Raw genomic sequence first — 24,045 nt, forward strand, 5'->3', positions numbered from 1 at the left:
ACCAGGCAATGTTCGCCATCACCAGACGGCTGGAAACCGAGCAGTTCTTCGACCTGAAAATCCTCGGGGTGGCATTTGAAACGGACCGTCCCAAGTGATTCGCCGCAGAGTCGTGGGGGATCGATCGGGTTCATACAAGTGCTATCGCAGGATCGCTGGATCGAGGCGGTGGAAAGAAATGAGCAGACCGATCAATTGATTTATATTACCACCCACAACCCCCCAGGCAACCCCCTTAGTCCTGTAATTAGCAAGCGATTAACGCCGCCACTCAGCCCTCCAACCCGGCACACGCACCGCAAGCCAAGCGTCAGACCGGCAAGACAACACTACGACATATTCCGCAATTCCCAAGGGCGGGCGTCCAATGCCATCTACCACGGCAATAGACAAGGTGGGTGTTTTGTAGCGGTGCGGCGCAAGCCCGGTCTCATTCGAAGGTTTTACTCGCCGCAAGCGGACGGCTTGCGCCGCGCGCTGCCCAAAGTCGATGGCATTGGGCCCCGCGCCGCACCGCTAGAACGCAGACAGAGTTTCAAGCGGCTTAAACGCCCACCCCCGTCATTCGTTCTTTGAATCGTTCGGGCGCTGCTGTTCCCCTTTGACTGAGGTTTCATCGTCGATCGCGATCGACTCGTGATCAATGCCGCAGAGCACAAACGAGCGGCTGGGAGGTTGTGGATTATTTACGAGTTCCATTCGTTGACGATTGATCTCGACGAGCTGCAACTGCAGAACATCTTCGGCAATGCTGGAACGGCCGTAGGCGATTCGAACCGCTTGCCACGAGAGCGATTCGAGTGGACGCTCCAGGTCGCCGAGTCGCTTCGCCAACTCAGCCAGTTCCCTCAAGTCACGTTGATCTGACTGGGCCAATTGTTGACCAATCTCGCGAGTTCGCGCGAGCGACTTGGCGCGTTGCAGAACCATTTCGGCTTGTTCTGTTCTTACGTCCTCGACCGTCGCCTCTAAACGATTTAGTGACGCCGCCAATTGGAAATACGCGTCGGCATCGGTCGAGTCACGCAGGACTGCTTCACAAAAACACTTCACGGCACGGCGATCTTCCTGCTCGTGAGCGGCCGATACACCGCGTGCGAACCATGCATCTGCGTTCACATTGTCGGCCACCGTGTTACTTTCGTTCCACTGTTTTAGCGATGCAAAATCCTTCTGCTCTGCATAAGCACGCCCCAGCAGTGCCGACTCTGCAGGCGTCGGGGATGCTGTGGACTTCAGTTCCGCGATCACGAGATCCCATTGCTCCTTGCCGGCTGCCGCACGAGCTCTGCCAAGCGAACCGATCGGGTCAAGTTGTTCCCGTGATGCATCAGCCGCGAAGGGTGCCGAGAGACTCAGCAGCGAACGAAGTTCAATTTCTTCGACGTTACCTTGTTCGCACAATGCTTTCAGATGCAGCGAGGCTTCGAGTCGCCGTCCCTGACGCATCAAAAGTTGCGCGAGCTGACGATGAGCCATCGCAGCATCCGGGACCACATCCAGCACTGCTCGGTAGCGAGTTTCCGCTGCCTCCCAGTCTCCAGATTGCACCAACCACTCTGCGGTCTGGCCCAACGCCGGCAGCTGCGTCTCAGGCACAGCCTCAGCCAGCTCGTCCAGCATCATGATCGCTTCGGGATAGCGATGCTCCTCGCCTAGCACCAATGCCATCATGAAGACGACTTGCGGATTGTCGGGGGCCATCGCAAACGCTTTGCGGATGGAATTTCCGGCAGCTTCGACGTGCCCGGTCTCAAGAGCTTGTGTGGCGGTGAGTAACAACGACGGCAGGTCGATTTCCGGAGTGACCGGAGCAAGCTGTTCCGGCGGAACAGGCGGCGCTTCGGCCACAGGATCCGCAGGCACCGAAAGCGACTGTTCGGGCGTGCAACCGCAGGAAATAACCCACAAGCAACATCCGATCGCTCCGATGAAGTTGCGATTACAGCATCGAAATATCAATTCTTTAGTTCCCAACGCTCGTGCTAGAAAATTTTGAACCCTAAGCATACTCGACTTTCTAAAATATCGCGTCTCACGGTTCAGGGGGGACTCGACCGTGTTAGAATTCGAGGCGTCTGGAAGTCGAAGCCACAATCCGGCATACATTCTTGGGAGCAAACGTTGGGTCGCCTCATTCTCGTCGTCATCGCAATCGCTCTGGTCGTAATCGCTCTGCTTCTTAGACCGATCGACTCTCCTTCGAATTCGACTGATCTCGCCCTCGAGACGACTGTCAGTCCTGCCAGTTTAACTCCGACCTTTGTCGGCCGCCAAGTTTGCGGCGAGTGTCATGAAGAGAATTTTCATCTGCACAGCAAATCAGGGCATGCGTCAACTTTTGTCAACACGCGTGACTCTGATATCGCCAAAAAGTTTGTTGGGAAAACACTCGATGCTAGTGAACCCTATGGATTACTAGAGTACTTGATGGATGAAAATGGCTTGCGAGTTAAACGTGTCGACGCCTCCAGCAATCAATCTTTTCCGCTGGAATTTGCGTTGGGATCGGGGCACAACGCGGTAACCTTCCTTTCGCTCGTTTCGGATGCCGACGAAGACACCTTGGGGATCGAGCATCGAGTATCGTGGTTTGCAGCCGACGATCATTTTGGGTTGACACCGGGGCAAATCGGCAGCTCGCCAACGACGATGGCTCAATTCTTTGGCAACTCTGTCCAAGACGAACATATGCATGCGTGTGTGAATTGCCATACGACTTCGGGAAAAATCATTGACAAAAACATCGTCGACTTAATTCCCAACGTGAACTGTGAAAAATGCCACGGCCCCGGCAGCGAGCATGTGCGTCAAGCCAGGCTATCGAACACCCCGCCCCCGTTTTCGGTTGGAAACGAAGACTGGAATGCCGAATCCGAATTGCAACTATGCGGTGATTGCCACCGATTGCCAATCGACTTTTCACCGAAGCAACTGCGAGAGTACCCGAGGTTGATGGCGAGATTCCAGCCGGTGGGAATGCTTCGCAGTCAATGTTACCTACAGTCACGTGGCAAATTTAAATGCACGACCTGCCACAACCCCCATCAAGCGTCGACGGCAAAGTCAAACCAAGCGTACGTTGACGACTGTGTTCAATGCCACACTGAGAACACCGCCGATCACGTCGCATGTCCAGTATCGCCCCAAACAGGCTGCATCGAGTGCCACATGCCACCGTTACGCTTTGAGCAAGGGATGACATTCCACGATCACTACATTCGGGTGCATCCGGAGGACTGAGGCGTCAGCAAAAGAAAACCTCGCCCACGTTATGCAGGCGAGGTTCGATGCAAATCAACTGATAATCGAGGCGCGATTAAAAATCTTGGACAACCTCTTTCGAAGCTCGCGTACCAAGTGAGCCCCACAGGCCATAGGGGCTCTTCGCACCAGGGTTGTTGCTATTGGTGACAATCGGAGCACTTTGATTGCCTGCTTCAATCGAATCCGTAACGAATTTCACGGCACCGTCACCCATCAAGACATGGACGCCGCCTTGGTGAAAGCTGCTTGGCGAGAAGGATCCCGGATTATCCGCCCACTGGCCGCTGCACAGTTCACTATTCGGTGGACGAACCGTACAGACGCCGGACATTCCAGAACGCAAAGCTGCCGCCACAGCATGTGATGAGTAGGAGGAACGTTTACCGCGGTTGCCTGAGTCAAAAATGATCGCTTCCATCGCGACGGTACTGGGCAATTCCTCTAGCACGTCGCGAATCTTACGGTTGGCATAAAGCTGAAACATTCCACGATTGGTCGACGAGACGCTGGCAAGCAATTTCCGAGACCGCTCGGGCAGCGTCTTTTTAAGATTTCGGTCGACCAAGGGATGTAACCCAGACTCGTTGCGAACGACTTCGCACTCGGCCCCAAGTCTGGCCACGCATCTTGGCAGGTCCGCTGAGGTCGAACTCGCGGTCTTACTTCATCGACTCTTTCATCGCCTTGGCATACTCGGCTTCTTCTTCGGGAGTCATTTCCGGTTCGCTCGGAGGCGGCGCGTCGACGACCGTCGTTGATGTCCCCGACCCACAACCAACAAGGGAAAACGACGATAAACAAATGATTGCAACGCACATCAAAAACACATTCTTCATGTTACGGTCCTCAACACTGAAGTACTGATCGAAAACGTGCCTAAGCAGGCAAAACTCAACTCACTACATGCGAGTCGACCGAACTAGTCTATACATTGCGATGGACTGTCGCTACACAGCCACGCATTTTCGTCCATTTTTGGGTAAGAACCAATTTTTGCAGCGGGTCTTAGTGCGGAAAGGTTACCGGAACTCGCCCAAGAGCAATGATTTATTACAACCGATTCTTGAATGGCACTTCGGTTCCTTGGACGACGAGGTACTCAGAATCCGCATCGAGTGTACCGAGTTTATCCACGTTTCCATTCTGCCAAGTGACCGTTACGTTGCAAACTTGGTCAACTTCGCCCAGGCCCGCGCGGAGAACCTTTTGATTACAACAGAGATATCCATCTCCGGCCAGCGCCCACAAAGTTTGTTGTCGCGAACCGCAGTCAAAGCGAACCACTGCACCGACGGCGTCGCGTTGGTTGAGTGTACCGACCAGACGAAACGCGATCTTGTGGTTATTCTGCTGCGTTTGATTAACGAGTAAACAAATCGGCTCGTAGGCATGCGTGATCAACAAATCTTGGTTGCCATCACGATTAACATCCAATGTCCACATCGCGCGACCGACATGTGATTCACGAAAATACTCACCCCAAGCGTCGTCTTTTAGCAGCTTGAAAGCACCCTGCTGGCTGCGACTGAACAACTGAAAAGGTTGCTTGTAGGGTGGATGTTTAGGATCATTGAACTCACCGATGTGTCCATTGGTTACAGCGATTTCCTGGACGCCGTCGTTGTCCAAGTCGATCGCTTGCGTTCCGAAACCGACGGTCATGAGGGTTGGCTGAACAAGCTTCATTCGACTGGTCTCATCACGCCAAAACCCGGGCGATATTTGTTCGTAAAAGATATTGTATTCGCGTGAAAAACCGGTGACGTAAAACTCGAGATCGCCGTCATTATCAAAGTCGCTCGCGGCAATCCCCATGGATGCCTGGGGCATCGCCCGGCCATCGACTGCGAGTCCGCGAATTGCCGCACTTTCACTGAACTGACTCTTGTCGTCATCAAACGTATAGTAGTGATTGGCGGACATGTCGTTGGCAATCAAGACCCCCATCGTCTTACCATCAAGAGCCCCAGCAATCATGCCGAGTCCGCGCCCCGTCGATACCTTCGGCATCCACTTTTTAGTAACATCCTTGAACTGCCCATCGCTTTGGGCAACCAATACTTGGTCACCGCTAGCGGGGAAATTCAATGGGTGGCATGGGCCAGGCATCCCCTCTTCGTTGAGACAGGCTTGGCCCACCGCAGGAACCGTGTCGCAGTAGTTCGTTACGAATAGATCCGTGTATCCGTCCCCGTTGATGTCAAAAAACGACGCGTTGGTTGTCCAGTCGGTCGCGCTATCCCCAAGCCTTTCAGTACAATCGGTAAACGTTCCGTCACCATTGTTTCTTAGCAGCCGATTTTCCCCTAAGTTAGCGAAGAACAGATCGGGGAATCCGTCTTCATTGAAATCACCCGACGCGACGCCTTGGCCGAAACCGGTATCGCCAACTCCGGTTGCTGAAGTAACTTTGACAAAGCGTGTGCCGACGTTTCGCAGTAACTCGTTGGGCTTCGAATCGGTTCGCAGCATCATGCCGCCGGCACCCATCACGATCAAGTCCGGCCACCCATCCAAGTCATAGTCGATCGCTCCACCGCCAACACCATTGGTATGAATCAGCGGTGCTAGGCCGTCTTCGTCTGGATTGTTTTCACCGCCGACCGACTCCAGTCCCCATTGCTTGCTTTGGTCCGTAAGCCGCAAGTGATCGGTCGAGGCAAACGGGGGAACAACCGTCACACGTGCCCGTGTGTTCACATCACGGTTCACAACCACCGACGGGAAATCATCCAGGTTCACGCTGAGCGCCAATTGTCCTCGCTTGGATTGCCAGCTTGGATCCTGCTTGAGTCGCTTGTGAATCTCTTCGCGAAGCGGAGTGAGTTGTTGCGATGGATCTTGAGTGAGGGTTGTGGCGACTGCGGTCCAAGCTTCGGCCTCCCAGTTGCGTCCCAGATTCATTAGACACTGGGCAACCTTCACAGCACCTTGTTGGCTTTGGCGACCATCGTCGTTGAAGTCGAAAAAAAGAGTGTGAAGTTTGATAAGCTGACTGATGCGTTGCCCAATATCTTGCAACTGTTCGTTGTGAATGTCGTTACCAGTCGGAGCGTCAGGCTCGGCCAGTGATCCCAACGACTGCGCAAGACTCGACCAGGCGACGGCCAGGTTGGGATTGCACTGCGTTGCCTTCCAGTAGGCATGACAGCTTTCAGCGAATCGCTTCTGTTCGTTCGCCCAGTCACCCAGCGCAAGCCAGTATTCTGGGTACACCTTAGCATTCGCAGACACGCTCCCAGCCCACTGGGTGAACTCGTCGAACCTGCGTTGTTTGACCAAGACTTGGCCATAAAGCGTCTGCGCTGGCGCGAAGTCCGGATGATGCTCAAGTATGTCCATCAGCACGCTTTCCGACGCATCGAAATCAAGCTCACTAAACCGCTCGTAAGCTTCGCTAAGTCGCACACGGCGATCCGCTGGCTTACGCTGCAACAACATGTCGGCGAAGTTGTCGAGAAATCGTCGCGACGATGTTTCCGTGACGGTCACCAACAGCGGAATATCGAACTGTCGCTGGCGAAACAGTTCGAGCAAGTGCGGCTGGATCTCTTGCGTGCGGAGTGTTTCACCCAAAAAACCGACGAGTTGTCGGCGGAGTTTGGCGTTTTTTGGATCGACTTGCACCGCCTGCTTGAGAAAGTCAATCGCGACGTATATTTCGCCCACGTCGATGAGTGCTTGAACGGTAAAGTCGACTTGCGATTCCGGTTGATAACTAGCCAAAGTGGTCGCTTCGACCATCAGAAGAGCGGCTTCACGTCGGCGCTGATTCATGGCCATCACACGCGCGACGTCTGCTAGAATCGCTGGGTCGTTGGGCTGGGCAATCAACGTTTTTTCCGAAAACTGGTTAGCAAGCCCCCAGTCGCCCACTGACATCGCCCGCCGCATCTCCGCGGCCGGATCGGGGGCTTGATCCTGCATCGGCTCTCGTTGTGTCGTTGACGAAGGACGACATCCAAAAAACAATACCACCCACATGATCAAGAGCATTCGCCCTAATCCCTTCCACGCCCCCGCAAATCGCGGAGGCAAGGCAACCAAAACCGGCGTAATTCTTGTCGCCCCCCTTGAGTTCGCCGAGTTCATCGATGTGCTCCTGTCACGTCGACGACTTGCACAGCACTCGCCCCTTCGACGATTCGCAGCGTCTGGTTCGTGCGCACGTTCTCGAACCGTTGCGATTGCCGAGTCGTCGGCCAAAAAACTTCGACGACATCGATCGAATCAGCAGTGGCAACGCCAATTTCTTGCTGCAACGGATTGCCACCAAAACTGCTGCCATAGCCAACCGTGCGATGGATTGATCGCCGCACCCCCGCATCGGTGATATCCAATCGAATTTTCGCTCCGACGCCGTACCGATTGGATTGTGAACCACGCAGTTCGATCTTGATCCAGTGAGCATCGAATCCTGGATTTTGAAACAATGCGTTATGAAACGCGTCTCCCGCGAGCCAGCCGCCCAACTCCGCAAGTACATCTTGATCCCCGTCGAGATCAAAATCGGCGAAAGCGATGCCGTGGCCTTTTTGCAGGTGTCCAAATCCGCCTGCCTCCGAAACATCGACAAATCGCTCTCCCTTTACGTTTCGATACATCAAGTTTGGCACCATGGCTTCGACTTCAGGATACCCCGTGCCCAGATAGAAGTCGAGGAACCCGTCATTGTCCAAATCACCAAAATTGCAGCCCATCGGTTGAGTGACGGCAGTCAATCCGAGCGCCCGCGAGACGTTGGAAAAACCACCTTTGCCATCGCCGCGATAATGCGCATCCCTACCAAACGACGATTCCGCTACGCGTTTTGACTCGATACCCAAAAAATCGGCGGCAACGATCGCGATTCCCTGCTCAAAGTTGGATGCGTAGAGATCCAAGTTGCCATCGTTATCGAAGTCCCAGAACCAAACCGGGAATCCGTTTCGCGGCTTCGTCACACCGGCCTGGGCGGCAACATCAATAAATTTCCCACCTTCCTGGTTCATGTACAAGCGGTTATCGCCCTCCATGTTGGACACGTACAAATCCGGACGGTCGTCACCGTTGACATCACCCCAGGCGACACCTTTGGTCATCGATGGATCGTCGACACCGACGGCAGCAGCCACATCCCGGAAATGACCGTCTCTGTTCTCAAACAACTGGTTTGGAAAATCCTCGTTACCGACATACAAATCGAGGTCACCATCATTATCGAAATCGGCCCATGCAGAGGTTTGCGTGGGAAAGAACTTGTCCGCTAAACCGACGTCAAAGGTCACATCGCGAAACACACCCTTGCCATCGTTTTGGAGCAACGAGTTAGGAATTTTTCCGAGAGCGCCGAGCCAGCCGCCTCGCATGACAAACAAATCCAAGTCACCATCATTATCATAATCGGCATGATTTAAGTTCAATCCACCGACGATCCCGAGTAAGTTGGCCGCTTCGGTCATGCGTTGAAAAGTACCGTCGCCTCGGTTGCGAAAAAACTCAATATTTCCTCCGGGATCCCAATTAGAAACAATGAAATCGAGTTTGTGGTCGCCATCAAAATCGTCAGCCACCGCGCCGCCAGCAAGCGACATAGTGTCAATCCCCAGGTCGGCTGCGATGTTTTTAAATCGAGGAAATGCGACGCTCGAATTAACGCGGGCAACTGGCAATCGAAACGACTCTTGGACCGAGTCGGGATACTCTCCGAGCGTCATCGCCGCGATGTTCAAGAACCAAACGGCTCGCAAATTGGATGCATTGAGTTCCAACGCGCGGCGTAGAAATTCAGTAGCAAGTTCGGAGCCCACACGCTTTTCATGGATCCCCTTGCCGGAGATTGGGAACAAACAACTTTGTCCGTCTTGGCAATCAACACAGTTTTCGTTCTCAGCTTTACGAATCGCTGCTAGCGCGGCAAGCACGTATAATTCCGACTCTTCCGATGGCGGCATGAAATCCGTGATCGATTGACGCATCTCCGGTAGCAACGAAATGGCTTGTTGCAGAAACACGAGGGCTTCATCACCTCGTCCCATGTTCGTGTGGTGCTGACCTATCATGATTTGCAGCGTGATATAGCTCGCTAAATCTCCATTTGATTTTGCCTCCGTGACCTTAGCGGTGAGTTGATTCAGCTTGCTGTCACTTAAAATCACGCTGTGCTGTTTCATAAACACGTCAACGTCACGCAGCTTTTTGATCATTCGTTGATGCGTGTCCGTATCAGCCCCCTGTGACGGGACCTGGGTAGACTCACTTTCGGACTGAGCCTGCGTCGCAACGCCGGCACTAGGCAGGCAACCGACACCATTCATTAGTAGTGAAATCGCCAAGACGGCAAGGGTCAGTCTTTGTGCGAGAGTTACCATGGAAATCGTTCAGCCCAAGTGACAAAAAGAGGCTCATCCGACGATGAGCGTGCCTCATCAACACAACTCCAAAAAACGGAAGGCAGGGGCTTGATGATTTTATCCGCATTTGGGCCGAACCGGGAGCAGCCATCACGCGATCGGCAGTTTGCCCAGCCAACCAACACAGCACCCGACACTTTTTGCTCTCGCATGCCTCCGGTGCGATTCGAACGAGGACCGATCTTTCACGACCATTGGACTTGAGTCCGTCCTGAGTAAAAACCTGTTGGGGGCACGGTCTATAGAAAAACCTCGCCCGCGATTCGTGGGCGAGGTTCAATCTCGCATTCAACTTAGCAATTAGCGACGCACCTAGAAGTTACTGTCGATAACTTCTTTCGAAGCACGTGTGCCGAGTGCGCCCCATAGTCCATAAGGGCTCTTCGAACCAGGATTGTTGTTATTCCAGATCATTGGAGCCGTTTGATTTCCGGATTCGATCGAGTCGGTGATGAATTTCACCGCACCGTCGCCCATTAACACATGAACACCACCTTGGTGATGGCTACTAGGAGAGAAGTTGCCAGCGTTATCGGCCCATTGGCCAATACACAATTCGCTGTTCGGCGGTCGTACTGTATAGACGTCAGATATTCCAGAACGCAAAGCTGCAGCCCATTTCATACCACGGCTATCGACCCCATTGGATACTAGCGATGGCGGAGCATTGCAGCCAACACCACCACTTTGTGGGCACCAAAACTGTGGCCGTTGAGGATCGATCTCATTAGCTGTATCGACGCACCATGACGGATTGTTTTCAACATTAGAAGCTGGACCTGCAGGGTGTGACGAGTAGGAGGAACGCTTATCGCGGTCGCCCAAGTCAGAAATGATCTCTCCCATCGCGACGGTATTGGACAATCCGTCTAGCACGTCGCGAAACTTACTGTTGGCATAAAGCTGGAACATTCCGCGATTGGTCGATTTGGCGCTGGCAACAGTACCTCCACTGGCATGTGGTCCATATGCTGGCCCACTTCCACTCGCCGCACCCAAGTTCATAAGATTGTGCCGTTGGCCGCTATAAGAGTCGCCCATGCACATGCCGTAATTCGTCCGTCCCAACCCTGGCAAGCCATTTCCGGGGTCGCTGGGGCAGCGGATATTTGAGATTTCCGTCGACCAGGGAATATACCCTGGATTGGTTGAAAACGACTTGGGACTCGGCCCCATCGCTGGCCACGCACCCGGGATGCCTGTATCAGCTGGCGGCGCGGCACCGGTTACCGTTTTAGTATCGGGATTTGAAATCTCCTCCCACAAAGCTTGCTGTTCGAAGAACGGCGTCATGCCGACCATCGCGTTCAGGTTTAACTTGTTCGAACTGTTGGACGCTTGCCACCAGCCAGTACCAGCCCCTGCGAGTCCTAATCCGGTTCCGGAACCGTGAATGGGCAACTGATTATAGGCGGCGTGATAGTTGTGCATCGCCAAGCCAATTTGCTTGAAATTGTTGCTACAACTCATTCGACGCGCGGCCTCTCGGGCTGCTTGAACGGCGGGCAATAACAAACCCACCAAGACTCCGATGATGGCGATTACCACCAATAATTCGACTAGGGTAAAACCCTGTCTTTGATGATCTCGACGCTGCATGTGGCTGCTCCAAAAGAAAAAAGGGTACAGAGAATTGAGCCGAAGGGGAAAAACCCAAACCGTAAAATGCACTTACAACAGTCTGCCCCACCGTAACTTCGGCAGAGCCAAGTCTAACGCCTTCGCGCGAGGGGGGACAATAAAAAATCGATGTTGCCTGGAAAAAAAAGCACATTTTGACGGAAATATATAGACTAGAGCGCGGGTGACCCGAGAGAACACGACAATTTGTCTCGGGTGCATGATCCAGATTACTGCTGGATGCAGCTTTGAAGAGGCATGTCGCGCAGCGGAGCGTGAATCCCCTTTTACATCTCGCTCCGTCTGCAGCAGAAGCTTTGCCGCGACGTTAATCGCCGGACGGACGCTTCATTTGACCGCTAAATTCACGGAAGTTCGTTACCAAAATGCGGCTCGTTTGCGCGTTCGGCATTCGGCCTCAAGAATCACCATCCAGAGTGTTTAAAGCGGGCGTGGACTGACTCGAATCGAGCCCAAGTGCTTCATGACGAGAGAGAAGTCTCATCGGGGACAAGAGTTTGCTGCATGACCCGACGGAGTCGTTGCCCTGAGCCAAGGGCTGCAACTCAATTTGGCCGCAGCCAAGAGCGCAGCGGCCTTTCTCGATGGCCAGAAGCTGGGCCGTCGCAAAAGCTGACACACCCTCGTTTGGCCCGAATCTTATCTCTCACTTGTGACTTTCGTCCGGATCACAGGGAGGCATCCTATCGATGCTAGTAAAGTGAAAGATGGCCGAAAAAAGAGAGGAGGCCAAAACGGAAGCTGACATTGGCAACTTCCGGGGTGTCTTTCGGGGAAGTGACCTGCAACGATCGCTGAGCGAAGCTTACGGCATCGATTCACGCATCGACTTTTCGTAAGCGGCTTTTTCTTCAGCTGTCGTCACCAAATCCCTAAAAAAAGTGAATCGCTGTAACGGCTGCTCAGGCTCGGGCAGGCTCTGGCTCGCCACTACTCAGGCTCGGGCATATAGAGTGCGTTGTAGATGCCGGTGGACCGGTCGGGGTGAACGTGATCCGTATAGAATGCGACCAAGCGGTAGCCGTGCGAGACAAGCGTTTCGTCTACGGGAAACAGAGTTCCGTTGGTCCCCGAGAGATCCGAGGGACGATAAAACTCGAACACAATCAATCCGATCGCCTTGCTTTGCAGCGATTCGCGGGCGCCGCGGATCGTCCGCAAATCGGCCCCTTCGGTATCAATCTTCAACAGATCGATCTTTTCCACTCCCAGTTCGGATCGAACTTTGTCGAGCGTTTGTAGCTTGATCGTTTCGGTCCGCAAGAACGTTTCATTCTCGGGCGACATCACTGGCGTCCGATCACAAGTCGATGCATACACACTGGACTGGTAGATATGAATCGAACTGTTGGCGTTGACGTCGCTGAGCCCGTAATTCAAACAGTGAACCGAGGACAGCGTTTTTGTATTGGCTTGCAGCTGGACAAACGTCGACTGGACCGGTTCGAAGGAATAGATCGACTTGGGTGAAATCCGCTGCACCAACTTGGATGCGGTCTGCCCAATGTTGGCGCCGACGTCAAAGACGACATCTAGCTTAGCAAACGAGGGATGCCAGCCTTCGCGTGCAATACGTGCCGCATCGTCGAGCCAATCGATGCCAAAACGCTTGGTGCGAAGGAATCGATAACCGATCCTTTTCTGCACTTGATGGCGGGTGCGGGCGGTCCAATCCTTGACAATACTTGGCATGACGCTGGATTCCATTCTTAATAACGGCGGCAAAGGCCCCCCCTCACGCACCGAGAGACCCTGTCGCGAGGGAGAAATTCCGGATCCCCCCCACGATACCTCGGAAGCGCGATCGCGGGCAACGTGAATCCTGAAGCGTTCGTGATTGCCACCCCCGGTTATTTACGCAGGATCATACGCCGCACTGCCAAGCCCACGTCCGCGAGGAATGAATTTGCACATCAAAATCCCGAGGAAGTAGAGGAACATCAACGGAACCGCCAAGGCAACCATGCTGGTGACATCCGCCGGAGTGAGCAACATCGACATCACGAAAATGACCAACACCGCCACTTTCCAACTCTGGATGTAGGCTTCGGTTTCAAAAAGGCCAATGCGTTGCAGGAACAACATCACCAATGGCAATTGAAACGCGATCCCGAACCCAAGTGGCAGCATCAAGACGAAGTTGACGTAGTAGGTCAACCGCGGCTCAACCGCCACATCCATACTGCCGTTAAACGCCAACAGGAAGGTGAGGACGTAGTGCAGCACGAGGAAAAACGCCAGCACGACGCCACTACTGAACAAGATCACACTGATCGGCATGTACAAATAGACATAGCGGCGTTCGTGAGCATGCAGTCCTGAGGCCACAAACGCCCACAGGTGATACAGAATCATTGGCGACGCCAAAACGGCGCCGACAATCAGACCAGCTTTGACCCAGATCATGAAGGGCTCTTCGATCTTCAGCGAACTGACGCTCGTCTTGCTCTGACGCAATTGGATTTTGGGCTGCAGCGCCGAGGGGTCTGGCAACTTCTGCAGCAATTCCTTCATCGCATAGGGCTTGACCGTCACGGCGGGTGCCTCGCCGTCATCGGCGGCATCAAGGTTCGACTCGATCGCATCGGGGGCCAACGTCTGCAGTTCTTTGGGCACCTCGTAGATGGTTTCCCAAACCAGCGCATTTTGCATTAAGAATTCGCGAAGTGGCTGAATTTCAGGATCGTCCAAGTCGCTATAACCTAGACTGGTTAAATCCCGATCCGCATTAAATTGCTGAATCGCACCTTGCAGTGGTGACTGGATAAACCGAATCACGTCATTGGCAAAGAAAAGCCCGACGCACAATCCGACGCCAAGCCACATAATTGCCTTGACCAGACTCGACCTTAACTCTTCGAGGTGTTCCCCGAAGGTCATCGTTGAGTTTTCGAAGAGGTCGTCTTTAGGAAGTGCCGGTCGATCCACGATAGATAATTTGGTTAAAAGTCGGAGAGGGAGAGAGTGTGTGCAGTTTTAAACGATTGGAAAGCCAAGCGGACGAATTCGAGCAGAGCGTTTTTGCTAGCCAAGGGTCGTCACGCGGCTGAGAAAGTGAAATCATCACGCTCGTAAAAACGCCGTGATGTGACCACCTCGGCACTAGTCTATCAACGCATCCTGGTTGTCGATGTCACCATCGTCCATTCAAGTCTCGAAAAACCTGAAAGCTTCGATTTGTGTCCATGATTGAGCCATATCCCCTTCGCTTCAAGCCCGTTTTAAAACAGACCCTTTGGGGTGGGCGTCTACTTGGCGAACAACTGGGCAAACCGATTGGCGATGACGCTAATTACGCGGAAAGTTGGGAGGTTGTCGATCATGGCGCCGACCAAAGCGTGGTTCAGTCAGGCCCCTTAGCAGGAAAAAGTCTTCGCGAGCTGCTGTTAAACCACCGCGAATGGCTGATGGGCGAGGCACAGGAAGAACAATTTCCTTTGCTGCTAAAGTACCTCGATTGTAATCGGGTGTTGTCGGTGCAAGTCCATCCGTCGGACAATTACGCGGCAAAAATGACGATTCCGGATCGGGGTAAAACGGAAGCATGGTATATCGTGGCTGCCAAACCCGATAGCGTCGTCTACGCAGGGCTCAAACCAGGGGTGGGTGAAACCGAACTACGGAACGCGATCGAGCGAGGAACCGCCGAAGAGGTATTGCACCAATTTCACCCCCAACCCGGCAGCTGCGTGTTTATCCCCGCAGGTACCGTGCATGCATTAGGTGCCGGACTGCTGGTCGCTGAAATCCAACAATCTAGCGACACCACGTTCCGACTGTTCGATTGGAATCGGGTCGATCCCCAGGGCAACGCTCGCGAATTGCATATCCAAGCCGGAATCGAAGTCACGAATTTCGATCGCGGCCCGGTTCAGCCGATCCAGGTCAAACAGGGCGTCCATGCCTGGCAAACGCTCGTGATGTGTGACAAATTCGTACTGCGGGCCTTCGAAAGTGGACCGCAGCCCCAACGGGGAGAAGAATTTGGAGACGATGACCATTTTCATATCATCACCATCCCCAAAGGCTCCGCCACGCTCACGACCGAACACGAAGAAATTCAGCTTTCCACCGGCGATTCACTATTGCTGCCCGCCGCATTGGGGAACGTTCGCGTCGATTTAGCCGAAAACAGCACTGCGCTCGAAATGATCGCAGTATGTTAATGATCACAGTATAGCGCCACTGAAAAACGGTGGACCAAAATAGCGGAGCTTGGAGCAATCACGTCATGCCGTCGACGCAGACACCAAGTGGGTGGTCTTTGCATGGCTACGGCATCGCTCGATCTTGAAATAGCGGAATTCGTGCGTGAGCCTTTGGATTGCTCGGATCAGAGGACAAAATCAGGTGGCCGAAGGTCTTGCCGGCTTCCGCTACAAGGCCGCTAGCCAACGGCTCCACTTCGCTCTTGCGGACGCCATAATCGGCACCATCGCCCCTCCGCAGAGCTGATCTTGCTAGCAAATGCGAAGGAGATTGAATTCTCGCTTCCGTCGATTTCGATAAACAAGCATGAAGGACTGAGACCTCCCTTCAGCTGCCACCTCTCCCAAAGTTCCTCTTGGCAGCTTGCTACCAGACTTCGTACTCTCCCACAAATGGGTTGTGACTTCCCAAGAGCATTAAGCTGTTCTGGGTGGATCGCATTGCCCGGCCGTGGCAATCCAATGGAATCGGACGCATGCGAACCACACAACTGAATATTCCAGCCTTACTCGGCGTTTCTCTCTTGTTCCTCTGCTTCGCCGGATGCCGAGGCGGCGGATGGCTCCCCCCGGCGGGGACAATGAACCAACAGCAAGCCAACGCGATCGTCCATGATCCGTTTCCACAGAACGACATTGCGCCGTACGAGGCCGCTTCGCGCCCGCCGAGCTACCAGCAACCGCTGCCCGAACCGGTCCGCAACCGCTTGATTCCTGACGCCATGCCGTGGTTGGGGCGTTAACACGGATGTCAGCGACGCTTGGCACTTTTCGTAGCGAAAGTCGCGAAGACTTTCGTTCCCTCAACTAAATGGATGCGGAATTGGCTCGGTCAGTCGTCATGACGGGCTTGGTTTGCCTACTTTCCCCAAACTTCTTTCCCGAATCAAAAAGTCCCTCCGTCACAAAGGGGCATTGTTCTGGTACCTTTTGTCGGTAAGTCCATGTCGACGGTCCGAGAACACGAATGCCACGCCCAAGCTCCAAAAAATCGAAATCCCCACGCCGCGCCTCCAAATCGGAAGCGTCATCTGAAAAGGGGGCTGAAATTCGTCTGCAAAAACTGCTGGCGGCCGCCGGTTTTGGCAGTCGCCGTCAGTGCGAAGAATTGATCATCGAGGGACGCGTCGAGGTCAACGGCAAGATCGTCGACCAATTGGGCAGCACGTTTGATCCCAAAGAGGCCAAGGTTTTTGTCGACGGTACCGCGCTGCGGGCCCAGAAGCTTGTTTATTACGCGGTCAACAAACCGGTCGGCGTGGTCACCACCAACTCGGATCCTCAGGGTCGCCCACGGGTGATCGACATGGTGCCGCCGACGGAACGCGTCTTCCCGGTGGGACGATTGGACCGCAGCAGCGAAGGGCTGATCCTGCTAACCAACGATGGCGAATTGGCTCAAAAGCTGGCCCATCCCAAGTATCAAATCAAAAAAGTCTATCGCGTGGTGGTCGCCGGCAAGGTGGACGTCAAAGCGATGAAGCAGATGGAGAAGGGAATCTACATCGCCGAAGGCTTCGTGCGTGTTGAAGGCGCCAAGATCATCAAGGCGAAGGGCAAGGCCACCGAGTTGGAGGTGACGCTTCGCGAAGGCAAGAACCGCGAAATCCGCCGTATCTTTGCTCGCTTGGGGCACAAAGTACAACAGCTTCGCCGAATCGCCGTCGGGCCACTTCGATTGGGTGAAGTGCCGATTGGTGCCTACCGTGTGCTCGGCCGCGACGAAGTCAAAAAGCTGCGGGTTGCTGCCGAAGAATCGATCAAGCTCGGAACCGCAGAAGGAGGGCGGCCTCGATCCAAGACCGCTATCGCCAAAAACAAGACCGAAAAGTACCGCGCAGATTCGGGAAAAACGACCGGTGCAAAGACGTCGGGATCCAGGGGGGCGGGTCCCAAACCAGTCGGATCAAGACGCAGCAGCGAATCACGATCCGGCAGCGTCAAGCAAGGAGGCGTCAAGAAGGGCGGCGTCCGCATCGAGCGATCGCCAAGCTACGAGCCGCCACCGAAATCAGGTGTCATCATCGGCGGTGAAGAGTCGGAAACGAAGCCGGCAAAACGAAAGAAAACATCGACCAAGCGAGCCAAACCTGCGGGCCGAACCGCCGCACGGGGCGGCACCAAACGCAGCGGCAGTCGCCCCGCCAGCGGCAGTCGATCAGCCAGCGGCAGTAGATCGGGCAGCGGCAGTCGCACGACGAAAAAACCGGCCCGTGGTGCAGGAAAACCGGGTGCCCCAGTGTCCCGCAACCGTAACGTGAAAAAGAAACGAAGACCGTAGGATCCATGTCGAAGTTGCCACATACCAAGCTGCACGCAAAGTACTACGCCGACAAGATGGCTCAAGTCCAATCGGTCATTGAGCAAAACGAACTTGTCGGTGAAAAGACGTATCGGTTGCGGATCGCCGCTGCGGCGATTGCGTCCACCGTCGTGCCGGGCCAATTTGTGATGATCCGGCTTGCCGGTACCGACGCGCCGCTGATCGGTCGCGCGTTGGCGGTCTATAACGTGACAGCGGATTCCGCAGGAACGCCGACCTACATCGACTTGGTCTACCTTCGCAAAGGAGTCATGACCGAGGCGCTCGCCACTTCACCGCTGGGAACCGCGGTCACCGTATGGGGACCGCTTGGCAACGGGTTCTCCCCCACGCGATGTGACCGCTTGATCATGGCCGTGGGCGGCATCGGGCAAACGCCGATGTTGATGCTTGGCCGTGAAGCGATGGGATCGCAATCGTTTGGCAGTCCGGCTCGCGAAAACGGATGGAGCAAGCAGGTGGAACTGATCTATGGAGCACGCTCAAAGGCACTGCTGGCAGGCGTTGACGATTTTCGCGGTGCCGAATTCCAAGTCACACTGTGTACCGACGACGGTTCCGAAGGCGTGCGTCAATTGGTGCCCGATGTGCTCGCAGCCCGACTTGCCGAATTGCCCAAAGACGAGACGATTCGCGTGGTGACCTGTGGCCCCGAAATCATGATGGAAAAGGTGGCACAGGTTTGTGCCGACGCCAACATTGATTGCGACGTATCGATGGAAACCCCGATGGCGTGTGGGATCGGGGTCTGCTTTTCATGCGTGGCAAAAATTCGCCAAGAGGGTCCCGATCCTTGGGACTACAAACGGACCTGTGTCGAAGGCCCGATCTTTAACGCCAACGATGTGTGTTGGTAACAGAGTCGCCGGACGTCTCCGACGTCCATTGATCGTGACGTCTGTAAATCGTGACGCTTGCAAATACCGACGTCCGAGACGTCGGGCGACACTGCTCTACTAGCGGTAGAACGATCCCGAGGTGCTGGTGGGATACTTGCTGGCAGGATAGGCCGACGAGCCTCCCGTGCTGCCGGGCATATAACCGCTTCCGCCCGATGGCAATTGGCTGCTCGCCGGAGCATCCGAAGTGCTGCTGATCGCCGCGGCGGTTTTGGTTTCTGCAACCGAGGTTGTCGAGGGCTCCGACGCTGCGTTTGCAGTCGCGGTGCTTGTGGCGGCCGGTGTAGTCGGAGCGGCCGTTGCTGGTGGTGCCCAAGTGCTGATCGCATCGGTAGCTGTCGTCGCTGGCTTGGCACTGCTGCCGGTAAAATCGCTCGGCAGCGTAAATCCGCTGGTTCCGAGGTCGGTTCCGGTCGATGCACTCGCCGCTGCCGAGGGCTGGGCGGCCGAGGGCTGGGCGTTGGCACTGCTAGACGCCGCCATCGATGGCGGCGTGAACGCCGACGCCGCAGCGTAGCTTGACGGTGCTTGTTGTCCGGCGGGCAACGATGTCGACGGTGTCGAAATGGATGACGGGGACATCGACGCTGGGGTCGTGGCAACCGACTCGGTCGCCTTCGGCGTAAATGACTTTTTGCCGAATTGGTAACCCGAGGTCGTTGCGTTGGGGGCACCGGTGTTGGAGTACGAGGCGGTTTGCGGGGCTCCGGAGAACCCGTTGGCTTGTGCCGCCGACATATTAACCGACGCAGGAGTCGCAAAGCCTGACGAGACATCGCCGGCACCAAACGAAGGCGTCTTCGGAGCACTGCTGGCGAATTGCGTCGAGCCTCGAGTGCCAAGATTGGTCTTCGGCTCGGCGGTACCACCGGCAACCGAAGCAATCGCTTCGGGGGTCGCCGTGGCGCTTGGGGGCGCCGGGTACGTTTTCGTCGGCCCCGCTCCTGCGAGCGCTTCGGCCGAAGGTTCGCTGCGCCGCGCAAACATGTTGAACGGTCTCATGCTGGAACGACATCCCAGCGAGAGACACGAAGCTGTCACGCAAGCGGCAACGAGTGCACGACGGTTATTTGCAAGTTTTGAAAGCATCCCTGCCTACCTTGAACCACTAGAATCCGATTAAGCGACATCCTTTCGCTCCATCGGACAATTCGATATAGGCCGATCAAGCAAATCGCTCAAAATGGCTAAATTCGCTCAATAATCAACCCGTTTCTCATTCCATTGGGAAGCTAAGAACTGCGGCAGCGGGGTGTCAATGCCAATCAGCAGTAAAGCAGAGAGAATCTGGCCCGGCTTGCTAGGTTAGCCGATCCGATCGGATCCCACCCAAGGCTGCAGCACTTTCGGAATCGCGATCGAACCGTCGCCCCGCTGGTGGTTTTCAATGATGGCAATCATGGCTCGCCCGGTCGCGACCGCAGTCCCATTGAGGGTGTGAACGAACTCGGTTCCCTTTTGTCCAGCACGTTTGAAGCGAACGTTCAAGCGACGTGCTTGATAGTCCGTGCAATTGCTCGTGCTGGTGACTTCGCCCCATTCGCCCGCCTCGCCACGTCCTGGCATCCAAGCTTCGAGGTCGTACTTTCGGTACGCGGGACCGCCGAGATCGCCGCTAGCAGTGTCGATGACGCGGTAGGGCACTTCGAGTTGGTCAAAAATCTCGCATTCCAACGACCGCATTTCTTCGTGCAGTGCGTCGCTTTGGTCAGGCGAACTAAACGCAAACATCTCGACTTTGCTGAATTGATGAACGCGATACAGCCCCTTGGATGCACGTCCTGCGGCGCCCGCTTCGGTGCGGAAACAGTGGCTCAAACCACACAGCCGGATCGGCAACTTCTCCAGCTCCAACGTTTGTCCGGACATCATCCCACCGAGCGGAATTTCGGCGGTCGCGACGAGATTTAATTCCGTGTTTTCGATGCTGTAGATTTGGGTCTCCGGGCCTCGCGGATTGAACCCAGTTCCCTGCAACACGCTGGTCAGTGCCAAGTCAGGGGTGCTGACAGGGGTGAATCCTCGCTCGGATAAAAACGAAACCGCAAACTGCTGGAGTGCCAAATCGAGCCGCACTGCCGCGTTTCGCAAAAAGTAGAAACCGGCTCCGGCCACCCGCGCCCCCGCTTCGAAGTCGAACAGGTCGTGTTTTTCCCCCAGTTCGAGATGGTCGAGCGGTTTGAAATCAAACTTTGGCTTCGCGGTTTTGCCAAACGACAATTCGTTTGCATCCTCCTCGCCGCCGGTGGGTGCGTCGGGGTGCGTCAGGTTTGGGATCTGAGCTTGGATGTCGCTGATCTGCTGTTCGAGCTCGTCGTGCTCGCGTTGTGCCGCATCTTTCTGCTCACGCAGTTGGCGTCCCTTTTCGATCATCTGCTGACGCGCTTCGGCATCCTTCGCTCCGCCGATGCCTTTGCTGACCTCGTTGGCTTGCCGATTCAGATCCTGGGCATTTTGCAGCGTGACGAGTCGACGCTCATCGAGCTGGACAAGTTTTTCAATATCACAGTCGACCCCACGACGCTTGCAGTTGTCGCTGACCGCTTGAGCATTCTGAATGATAAATTTTCGATCGAGCATAGTCTCTATTTGCTTTCGCTTAGTTTTCCGAGTTCATTCCACAGAATCGCCGATGCCGCAATGCCACGGTGGTAATCTTGAATTTTGAATTTTTCGTTGGGGCTATGAGTGTTGTCGTCGGACAATCCCCACCCCATTAACAGACAATCACATCCCAGCACATCTTGAAAACGGGTCACAATTGGGATCGATCCCCCTTCGCGAATCATCACCGGTGCGACTCCAAACGCCGTTTCAATCGCTTGTGACGCCGCGACCGCATACTGGCTCTCTGGATTAGCCAGCATCCCCGGGGCGCCGTGATCGGGTTTCAACGTGTATTGAATCCCAGTGGGGGCATGCTGTTGCAGGTGATGCTCGATCGCGGCGGTCAATTTGACCGGGTCTTGGTTGGCGACCAAACGGAAGCTGAATTTGCCTAACGCGGTAGCCGGAATGATCGTCTTGACGCCTTCGCCTTGATGCCCGCTGTGCAATCCATTGATATCAAAGGTGGGTCTGGCCCAGCGGCGTTCGTCGCTGGTAAAGCCCTTTTCACCAAACAGCTCGCTGACGCCGACGGCTTTGGCAAAGGCTTCGTCCGATTGCGGTAATTGAGCCCACGCATCACGTTCCGCTTGGCTCAGTTCGATGACATCATCATAGAAGCCTTCGATCTGAATGCGTCCTTCGCGATCGACCATCGACGAGAGCAAATGGCACAGCGCGATGGCGGGATTCATTACCGCCCCCCCAAACGAACCGCTGTGCAAATCTTGGCTCGGTCCGTTGACTTCGAGTTCATAGGTTGCGATCCCCCGCAGCCCGTAGGTGATTGCGGGCTGGTTTTCGGCGTATTGGCTGCTGTCGCTGATCACAACGCAGTCGCAAGCCAATCGGTCGCGGAGACTCGGCAGCATCCGTTCCAGATTTTCGCTGCCGACCTCTTCTTCGCCTTCGATCAAGAATTTGATTTGCAGCGGTAGCGGCTGGCCGGTCGCCAACCAATCACAAACGCTCTGCACATGAGTCAGCACTTGGCCTTTGTCGTCGGTCGCCCCACGCGCATACAGATTGCCGTTGCGAACGGTGGGTTCAAAGGGAGGCGAATGCCACTGCGCGAGCGGCTCGACCGGTTGCACGTCGTAGTGACCGTAGACCAAGGCGACCGGAGCGCCGGGTACCGCGGGCGTTTCCGCGAACACCATCGGATGCCCCTCGGTAGGGATCAATTCGGTTGCCAAACCCGCCCGCTTCAACTTCGCGGCGACCCAATCGGCCGCCGCAGCGGTCTGCGAGCGATGGGAAGTGTCGCTACTAATACTAGGAATTTTCAACCACTCGACTAAATCACCCAGATGGCGATCGGAATTTTTAGCCAGAGTGTCCAACAAATCGGGTAAGTTCATCGAATCGGACTGGGGGATTTTGAACGGGGGAAAACACGGAAGTGTCGTTAAAGCTTGCCATCGTACGACCGAAAATTGCCGCATGAGGCTCAAAAACCTGATAATCAGGACTGCCGACCGATCTGGGACGGCGCTACAATATAGCTTTGTCGCTGAGAACGAAAACGTGAGGCAATCCTACGTTTTATGAATCGGGGAGACTACCATAGCAGTGTCGAGACACCGCCGTTTTAGGGGGCAAGCTCGACAGCAAGCTTCCGAAACGACCGATTCGAACACCGGTTGGTATCCCCCCATTTGCAACACTCCGAGCTTGGCTAGAAAATGACCGAGCTTGGCTAGAAGATGAAGACGAAGCTGATGTCCAAAATGACGCATTGGCTCGCTTCGATGTCTTGCCTCGATCACACCTCAGGATTGCCGCAGGATCCAAGCGACACAAAAATGAAAAGAGGAAGAAAAGATAAAAGAGGGAGGCTCGAAACCGATGCAAATCGGTGACTTCCCGCATCCCGCATTCGAAAACTCAACGTCTTCGAAACCTGAACCTACTTGAATCAATTTCACTGATAACACCAGTCAACAACCATCAAATGTTGCAAGGAGCATGATCAGCAATGGCAGATCATCAAACAATGGTGGCCGAACCCGAAGTGGCCAAACCCGAAGTCGACCGTCGCACGAAACCCAAAGCAAAGAAACAGCCTCGATACAGCGTCGTGCTGTGGGACGATACCGACCACAGCTACGAATATGTCGTGCTGATGATGAAAAGTCTGTTTCGTCATCCGATCGAAACCGGCTTTCAAATTGCCAAGGAAGTTGACAACAGCGGCAAAGCAATCTGCTTGACCACGACGCTGGAGCACGCCGAACTGAAACGCGACCAAATCCATGCGTTCGGCAAAGATGAACTGATCGCACGCTGCAAAGGCAGCATGTCGGCAACGATTGAACCCGTTCGTGAATAATCACGCGGTGTGACGATCGAGGTAGCCCTCGATGCTTTGCCAGGGCCTGAGTTTGCCAGGCTATCTGAATGTGCCAGGGCCCCCAGAATGTGCCGGGGTCCCAGAATGGCAGGGGCTAAAAAATGGGGGGCGGTCGCAGCGGAAGTCGTGCCTCCCTTTCGCTGTATTTGCCGCGTGATCCAGAGACCCGAGCGATCCCAACATTCGCTCGCGAGGGCTAAGAGGCTTCGCCACGCATCTTGGATCGAGCTCGGCTCAAAACGGGGCCAATGCTGTTTTCGGCCATGCCAACACTCTGGCTGATTTCTTGGTAACTCTTACCCTCAAGATGGTACATCCGCACCACATTGGCTTCTTGCGGATCGAGCCGCAGCAT

18 protein-coding genes are annotated in these 24,045 nt (G+C 54.8%); 6 read left to right on the forward strand and 12 right to left on the reverse strand.

The window, feature by feature from the left end; all coding sequences use genetic code 11:
- Positions 1–561: 561 nt before the first annotated feature.
- A complete protein-coding gene (locus ABX962_RS06515) occupies positions 562–1,962 on the reverse strand; it encodes a tetratricopeptide repeat protein (protein ID WP_372717726.1) in 1,401 nt (466 codons plus the stop codon).
- Positions 1,963–2,124: 162 nt separating this feature from the next.
- Here ABX962_RS06515 and ABX962_RS06520 point away from each other — a divergent pair, with 162 nt between their 5' ends.
- Positions 2,125–3,243: a multiheme c-type cytochrome gene (locus ABX962_RS06520; RefSeq protein ID WP_372717728.1), complete on the forward strand. Its 1,119-nt coding sequence runs from the start codon at positions 2,125–2,127 to the stop codon at positions 3,241–3,243.
- Between the two features lie 76 nt (positions 3,244–3,319).
- On the opposite strand, the gene ABX962_RS06525 is transcribed toward ABX962_RS06520, so the two are convergent.
- The 7 genes from ABX962_RS06525 to tatC form a co-directional block, all read right to left on the reverse strand.
- Positions 3,320–3,832, reverse strand: coding sequence for a DUF1559 domain-containing protein (locus ABX962_RS06525; protein WP_372717730.1), 513 nt, complete (start codon positions 3,830–3,832; stop codon positions 3,320–3,322).
- A 94-nt stretch (positions 3,833–3,926) separates the two neighbouring features.
- Positions 3,927–4,103 (reverse strand): hypothetical protein, encoded by a 177-nt coding sequence (locus ABX962_RS06530; RefSeq protein ID WP_372717732.1) that lies wholly within the window; start codon positions 4,101–4,103, stop codon positions 3,927–3,929.
- Positions 4,104–4,317: 214 nt separating this feature from the next.
- Positions 4,318–7,194 carry an FG-GAP-like repeat-containing protein gene (locus ABX962_RS06535; protein WP_372717734.1) on the reverse strand — a complete coding sequence of 959 codons (2,877 nt, stop codon included), beginning with the start codon at positions 7,192–7,194 and terminating at the stop codon, positions 4,318–4,320.
- 161 nt (positions 7,195–7,355) lie between these two features.
- Complete coding sequence (locus ABX962_RS06540) at positions 7,356–9,617, reverse strand: FG-GAP-like repeat-containing protein (RefSeq protein ID WP_372717736.1); 2,262 nt, start codon at positions 9,615–9,617, stop codon at positions 7,356–7,358.
- Positions 9,618–9,971: 354 nt separating this feature from the next.
- The gene (locus ABX962_RS06545; protein ID WP_372717738.1) at positions 9,972–11,258 is read right to left on the reverse strand and encodes a DUF1559 domain-containing protein; all 1,287 of its coding nucleotides are present in this window, start codon (positions 11,256–11,258) and stop codon (positions 9,972–9,974) included.
- A gap of 972 nt (positions 11,259–12,230) precedes the next feature.
- The gene (locus ABX962_RS06550) at positions 12,231–12,992 is read right to left on the reverse strand and encodes an FkbM family methyltransferase (RefSeq protein ID WP_372717740.1); all 762 of its coding nucleotides are present in this window, start codon (positions 12,990–12,992) and stop codon (positions 12,231–12,233) included.
- A gap of 162 nt (positions 12,993–13,154) precedes the next feature.
- Positions 13,155–14,180, reverse strand: coding sequence for a twin-arginine translocase subunit TatC (gene tatC / locus ABX962_RS06555; protein WP_372717742.1), 1,026 nt, complete (start codon positions 14,178–14,180; stop codon positions 13,155–13,157).
- A 305-nt stretch (positions 14,181–14,485) separates the two neighbouring features.
- Between tatC and ABX962_RS06560 the strand changes: the two genes are divergently transcribed.
- From ABX962_RS06560 to ABX962_RS06575, 4 genes are all read left to right on the forward strand, one after another.
- Positions 14,486–15,466, forward strand: a complete 981-nt coding sequence (locus tag ABX962_RS06560; protein WP_372717743.1) for a type I phosphomannose isomerase catalytic subunit — start codon at positions 14,486–14,488, stop codon at positions 15,464–15,466.
- Positions 15,467–15,984: 518 nt separating this feature from the next.
- Positions 15,985–16,251 (forward strand): membrane or secreted protein, encoded by a 267-nt coding sequence (locus ABX962_RS06565; protein WP_339937340.1) that lies wholly within the window; start codon positions 15,985–15,987, stop codon positions 16,249–16,251.
- 224 nt (positions 16,252–16,475) lie between these two features.
- Complete coding sequence (locus ABX962_RS06570) at positions 16,476–17,789, forward strand: pseudouridine synthase (RefSeq protein ID WP_372717745.1); 1,314 nt, start codon at positions 16,476–16,478, stop codon at positions 17,787–17,789.
- 5 nt (positions 17,790–17,794) lie between these two features.
- Entirely contained in the window at positions 17,795–18,688 is an 894-nt protein-coding gene (locus ABX962_RS06575; RefSeq protein WP_372717747.1) for a dihydroorotate dehydrogenase electron transfer subunit, read from the forward strand.
- 99 nt (positions 18,689–18,787) lie between these two features.
- On the opposite strand, the gene ABX962_RS06580 is transcribed toward ABX962_RS06575, so the two are convergent.
- The 3 genes from ABX962_RS06580 to ABX962_RS06590 form a co-directional block, all read right to left on the reverse strand.
- Positions 18,788–19,732 carry a hypothetical protein gene (locus ABX962_RS06580; protein WP_372717749.1) on the reverse strand — a complete coding sequence of 315 codons (945 nt, stop codon included), beginning with the start codon at positions 19,730–19,732 and terminating at the stop codon, positions 18,788–18,790.
- A 303-nt stretch (positions 19,733–20,035) separates the two neighbouring features.
- On the reverse strand, positions 20,036–21,310 hold the full coding sequence (gene serS / locus ABX962_RS06585; RefSeq protein WP_372717751.1) for a serine--tRNA ligase: 1,275 nt from the start codon (positions 21,308–21,310) through the stop codon (positions 20,036–20,038).
- A gap of 5 nt (positions 21,311–21,315) precedes the next feature.
- Entirely contained in the window at positions 21,316–22,698 is a 1,383-nt protein-coding gene (locus ABX962_RS06590) for a dipeptidase (RefSeq protein ID WP_372717753.1), read from the reverse strand.
- Between the two features lie 617 nt (positions 22,699–23,315).
- Between ABX962_RS06590 and ABX962_RS06595 the strand changes: the two genes are divergently transcribed.
- The gene (locus tag ABX962_RS06595; RefSeq protein ID WP_008706121.1) at positions 23,316–23,669 is read left to right on the forward strand and encodes an ATP-dependent Clp protease adaptor ClpS; all 354 of its coding nucleotides are present in this window, start codon (positions 23,316–23,318) and stop codon (positions 23,667–23,669) included.
- A 217-nt stretch (positions 23,670–23,886) separates the two neighbouring features.
- On the opposite strand, the gene ABX962_RS06600 is transcribed toward ABX962_RS06595, so the two are convergent.
- Complete coding sequence (locus ABX962_RS06600) at positions 23,887–24,045, reverse strand: sigma factor-like helix-turn-helix DNA-binding protein (RefSeq protein WP_372717755.1); 159 nt, start codon at positions 24,043–24,045, stop codon at positions 23,887–23,889.

The organism is Novipirellula sp. (assembly GCF_041583735.1).
Taxonomy (GTDB): Bacteria; Planctomycetota; Planctomycetia; order Pirellulales; family Pirellulaceae; genus Novipirellula.

Coding starts and splice junctions, on each gene's coding strand:
- ABX962_RS06595 (WP_008706121.1), top strand. CDS start 23,316: ATGGCAGATCATCAAACAATGGTGGCCGAACCCGAAGTGGCCAAACCC.
- ABX962_RS06600 (WP_372717755.1), bottom strand. CDS start 24,045: ATGCTGCGGCTCGATCCGCAAGAAGCCAATGTGGTGCGGATGTACCAT.
- ABX962_RS06590 (WP_372717753.1), bottom strand. CDS start 22,698: ATGAACTTACCCGATTTGTTGGACACTCTGGCTAAAAATTCCGATCGC.
- ABX962_RS06535 (WP_372717734.1), bottom strand. CDS start 7,194: ATGCAGGATCAAGCCCCCGATCCGGCCGCGGAGATGCGGCGGGCGATG.
- ABX962_RS06540 (WP_372717736.1), bottom strand. CDS start 9,617: ATGGTAACTCTCGCACAAAGACTGACCCTTGCCGTCTTGGCGATTTCA.
- ABX962_RS06545 (WP_372717738.1), bottom strand. CDS start 11,258: ATGCAGCGTCGAGATCATCAAAGACAGGGTTTTACCCTAGTCGAATTA.
- ABX962_RS06560 (WP_372717743.1), top strand. CDS start 14,486: ATGATTGAGCCATATCCCCTTCGCTTCAAGCCCGTTTTAAAACAGACC.
- ABX962_RS06575 (WP_372717747.1), top strand. CDS start 17,795: ATGTCGAAGTTGCCACATACCAAGCTGCACGCAAAGTACTACGCCGAC.
- ABX962_RS06565 (WP_339937340.1), top strand. CDS start 15,985: ATGCGAACCACACAACTGAATATTCCAGCCTTACTCGGCGTTTCTCTC.
- tatC (WP_372717742.1), bottom strand. CDS start 14,180: ATGACCTTCGGGGAACACCTCGAAGAGTTAAGGTCGAGTCTGGTCAAG.
- serS (WP_372717751.1), bottom strand. CDS start 21,310: ATGCTCGATCGAAAATTTATCATTCAGAATGCTCAAGCGGTCAGCGAC.
- ABX962_RS06580 (WP_372717749.1), bottom strand. CDS start 19,732: ATGAGACCGTTCAACATGTTTGCGCGGCGCAGCGAACCTTCGGCCGAA.
- ABX962_RS06550 (WP_372717740.1), bottom strand. CDS start 12,992: ATGCCAAGTATTGTCAAGGATTGGACCGCCCGCACCCGCCATCAAGTG.
- ABX962_RS06570 (WP_372717745.1), top strand. CDS start 16,476: ATGCCACGCCCAAGCTCCAAAAAATCGAAATCCCCACGCCGCGCCTCC.
- ABX962_RS06530 (WP_372717732.1), bottom strand. CDS start 4,103: ATGAAGAATGTGTTTTTGATGTGCGTTGCAATCATTTGTTTATCGTCG.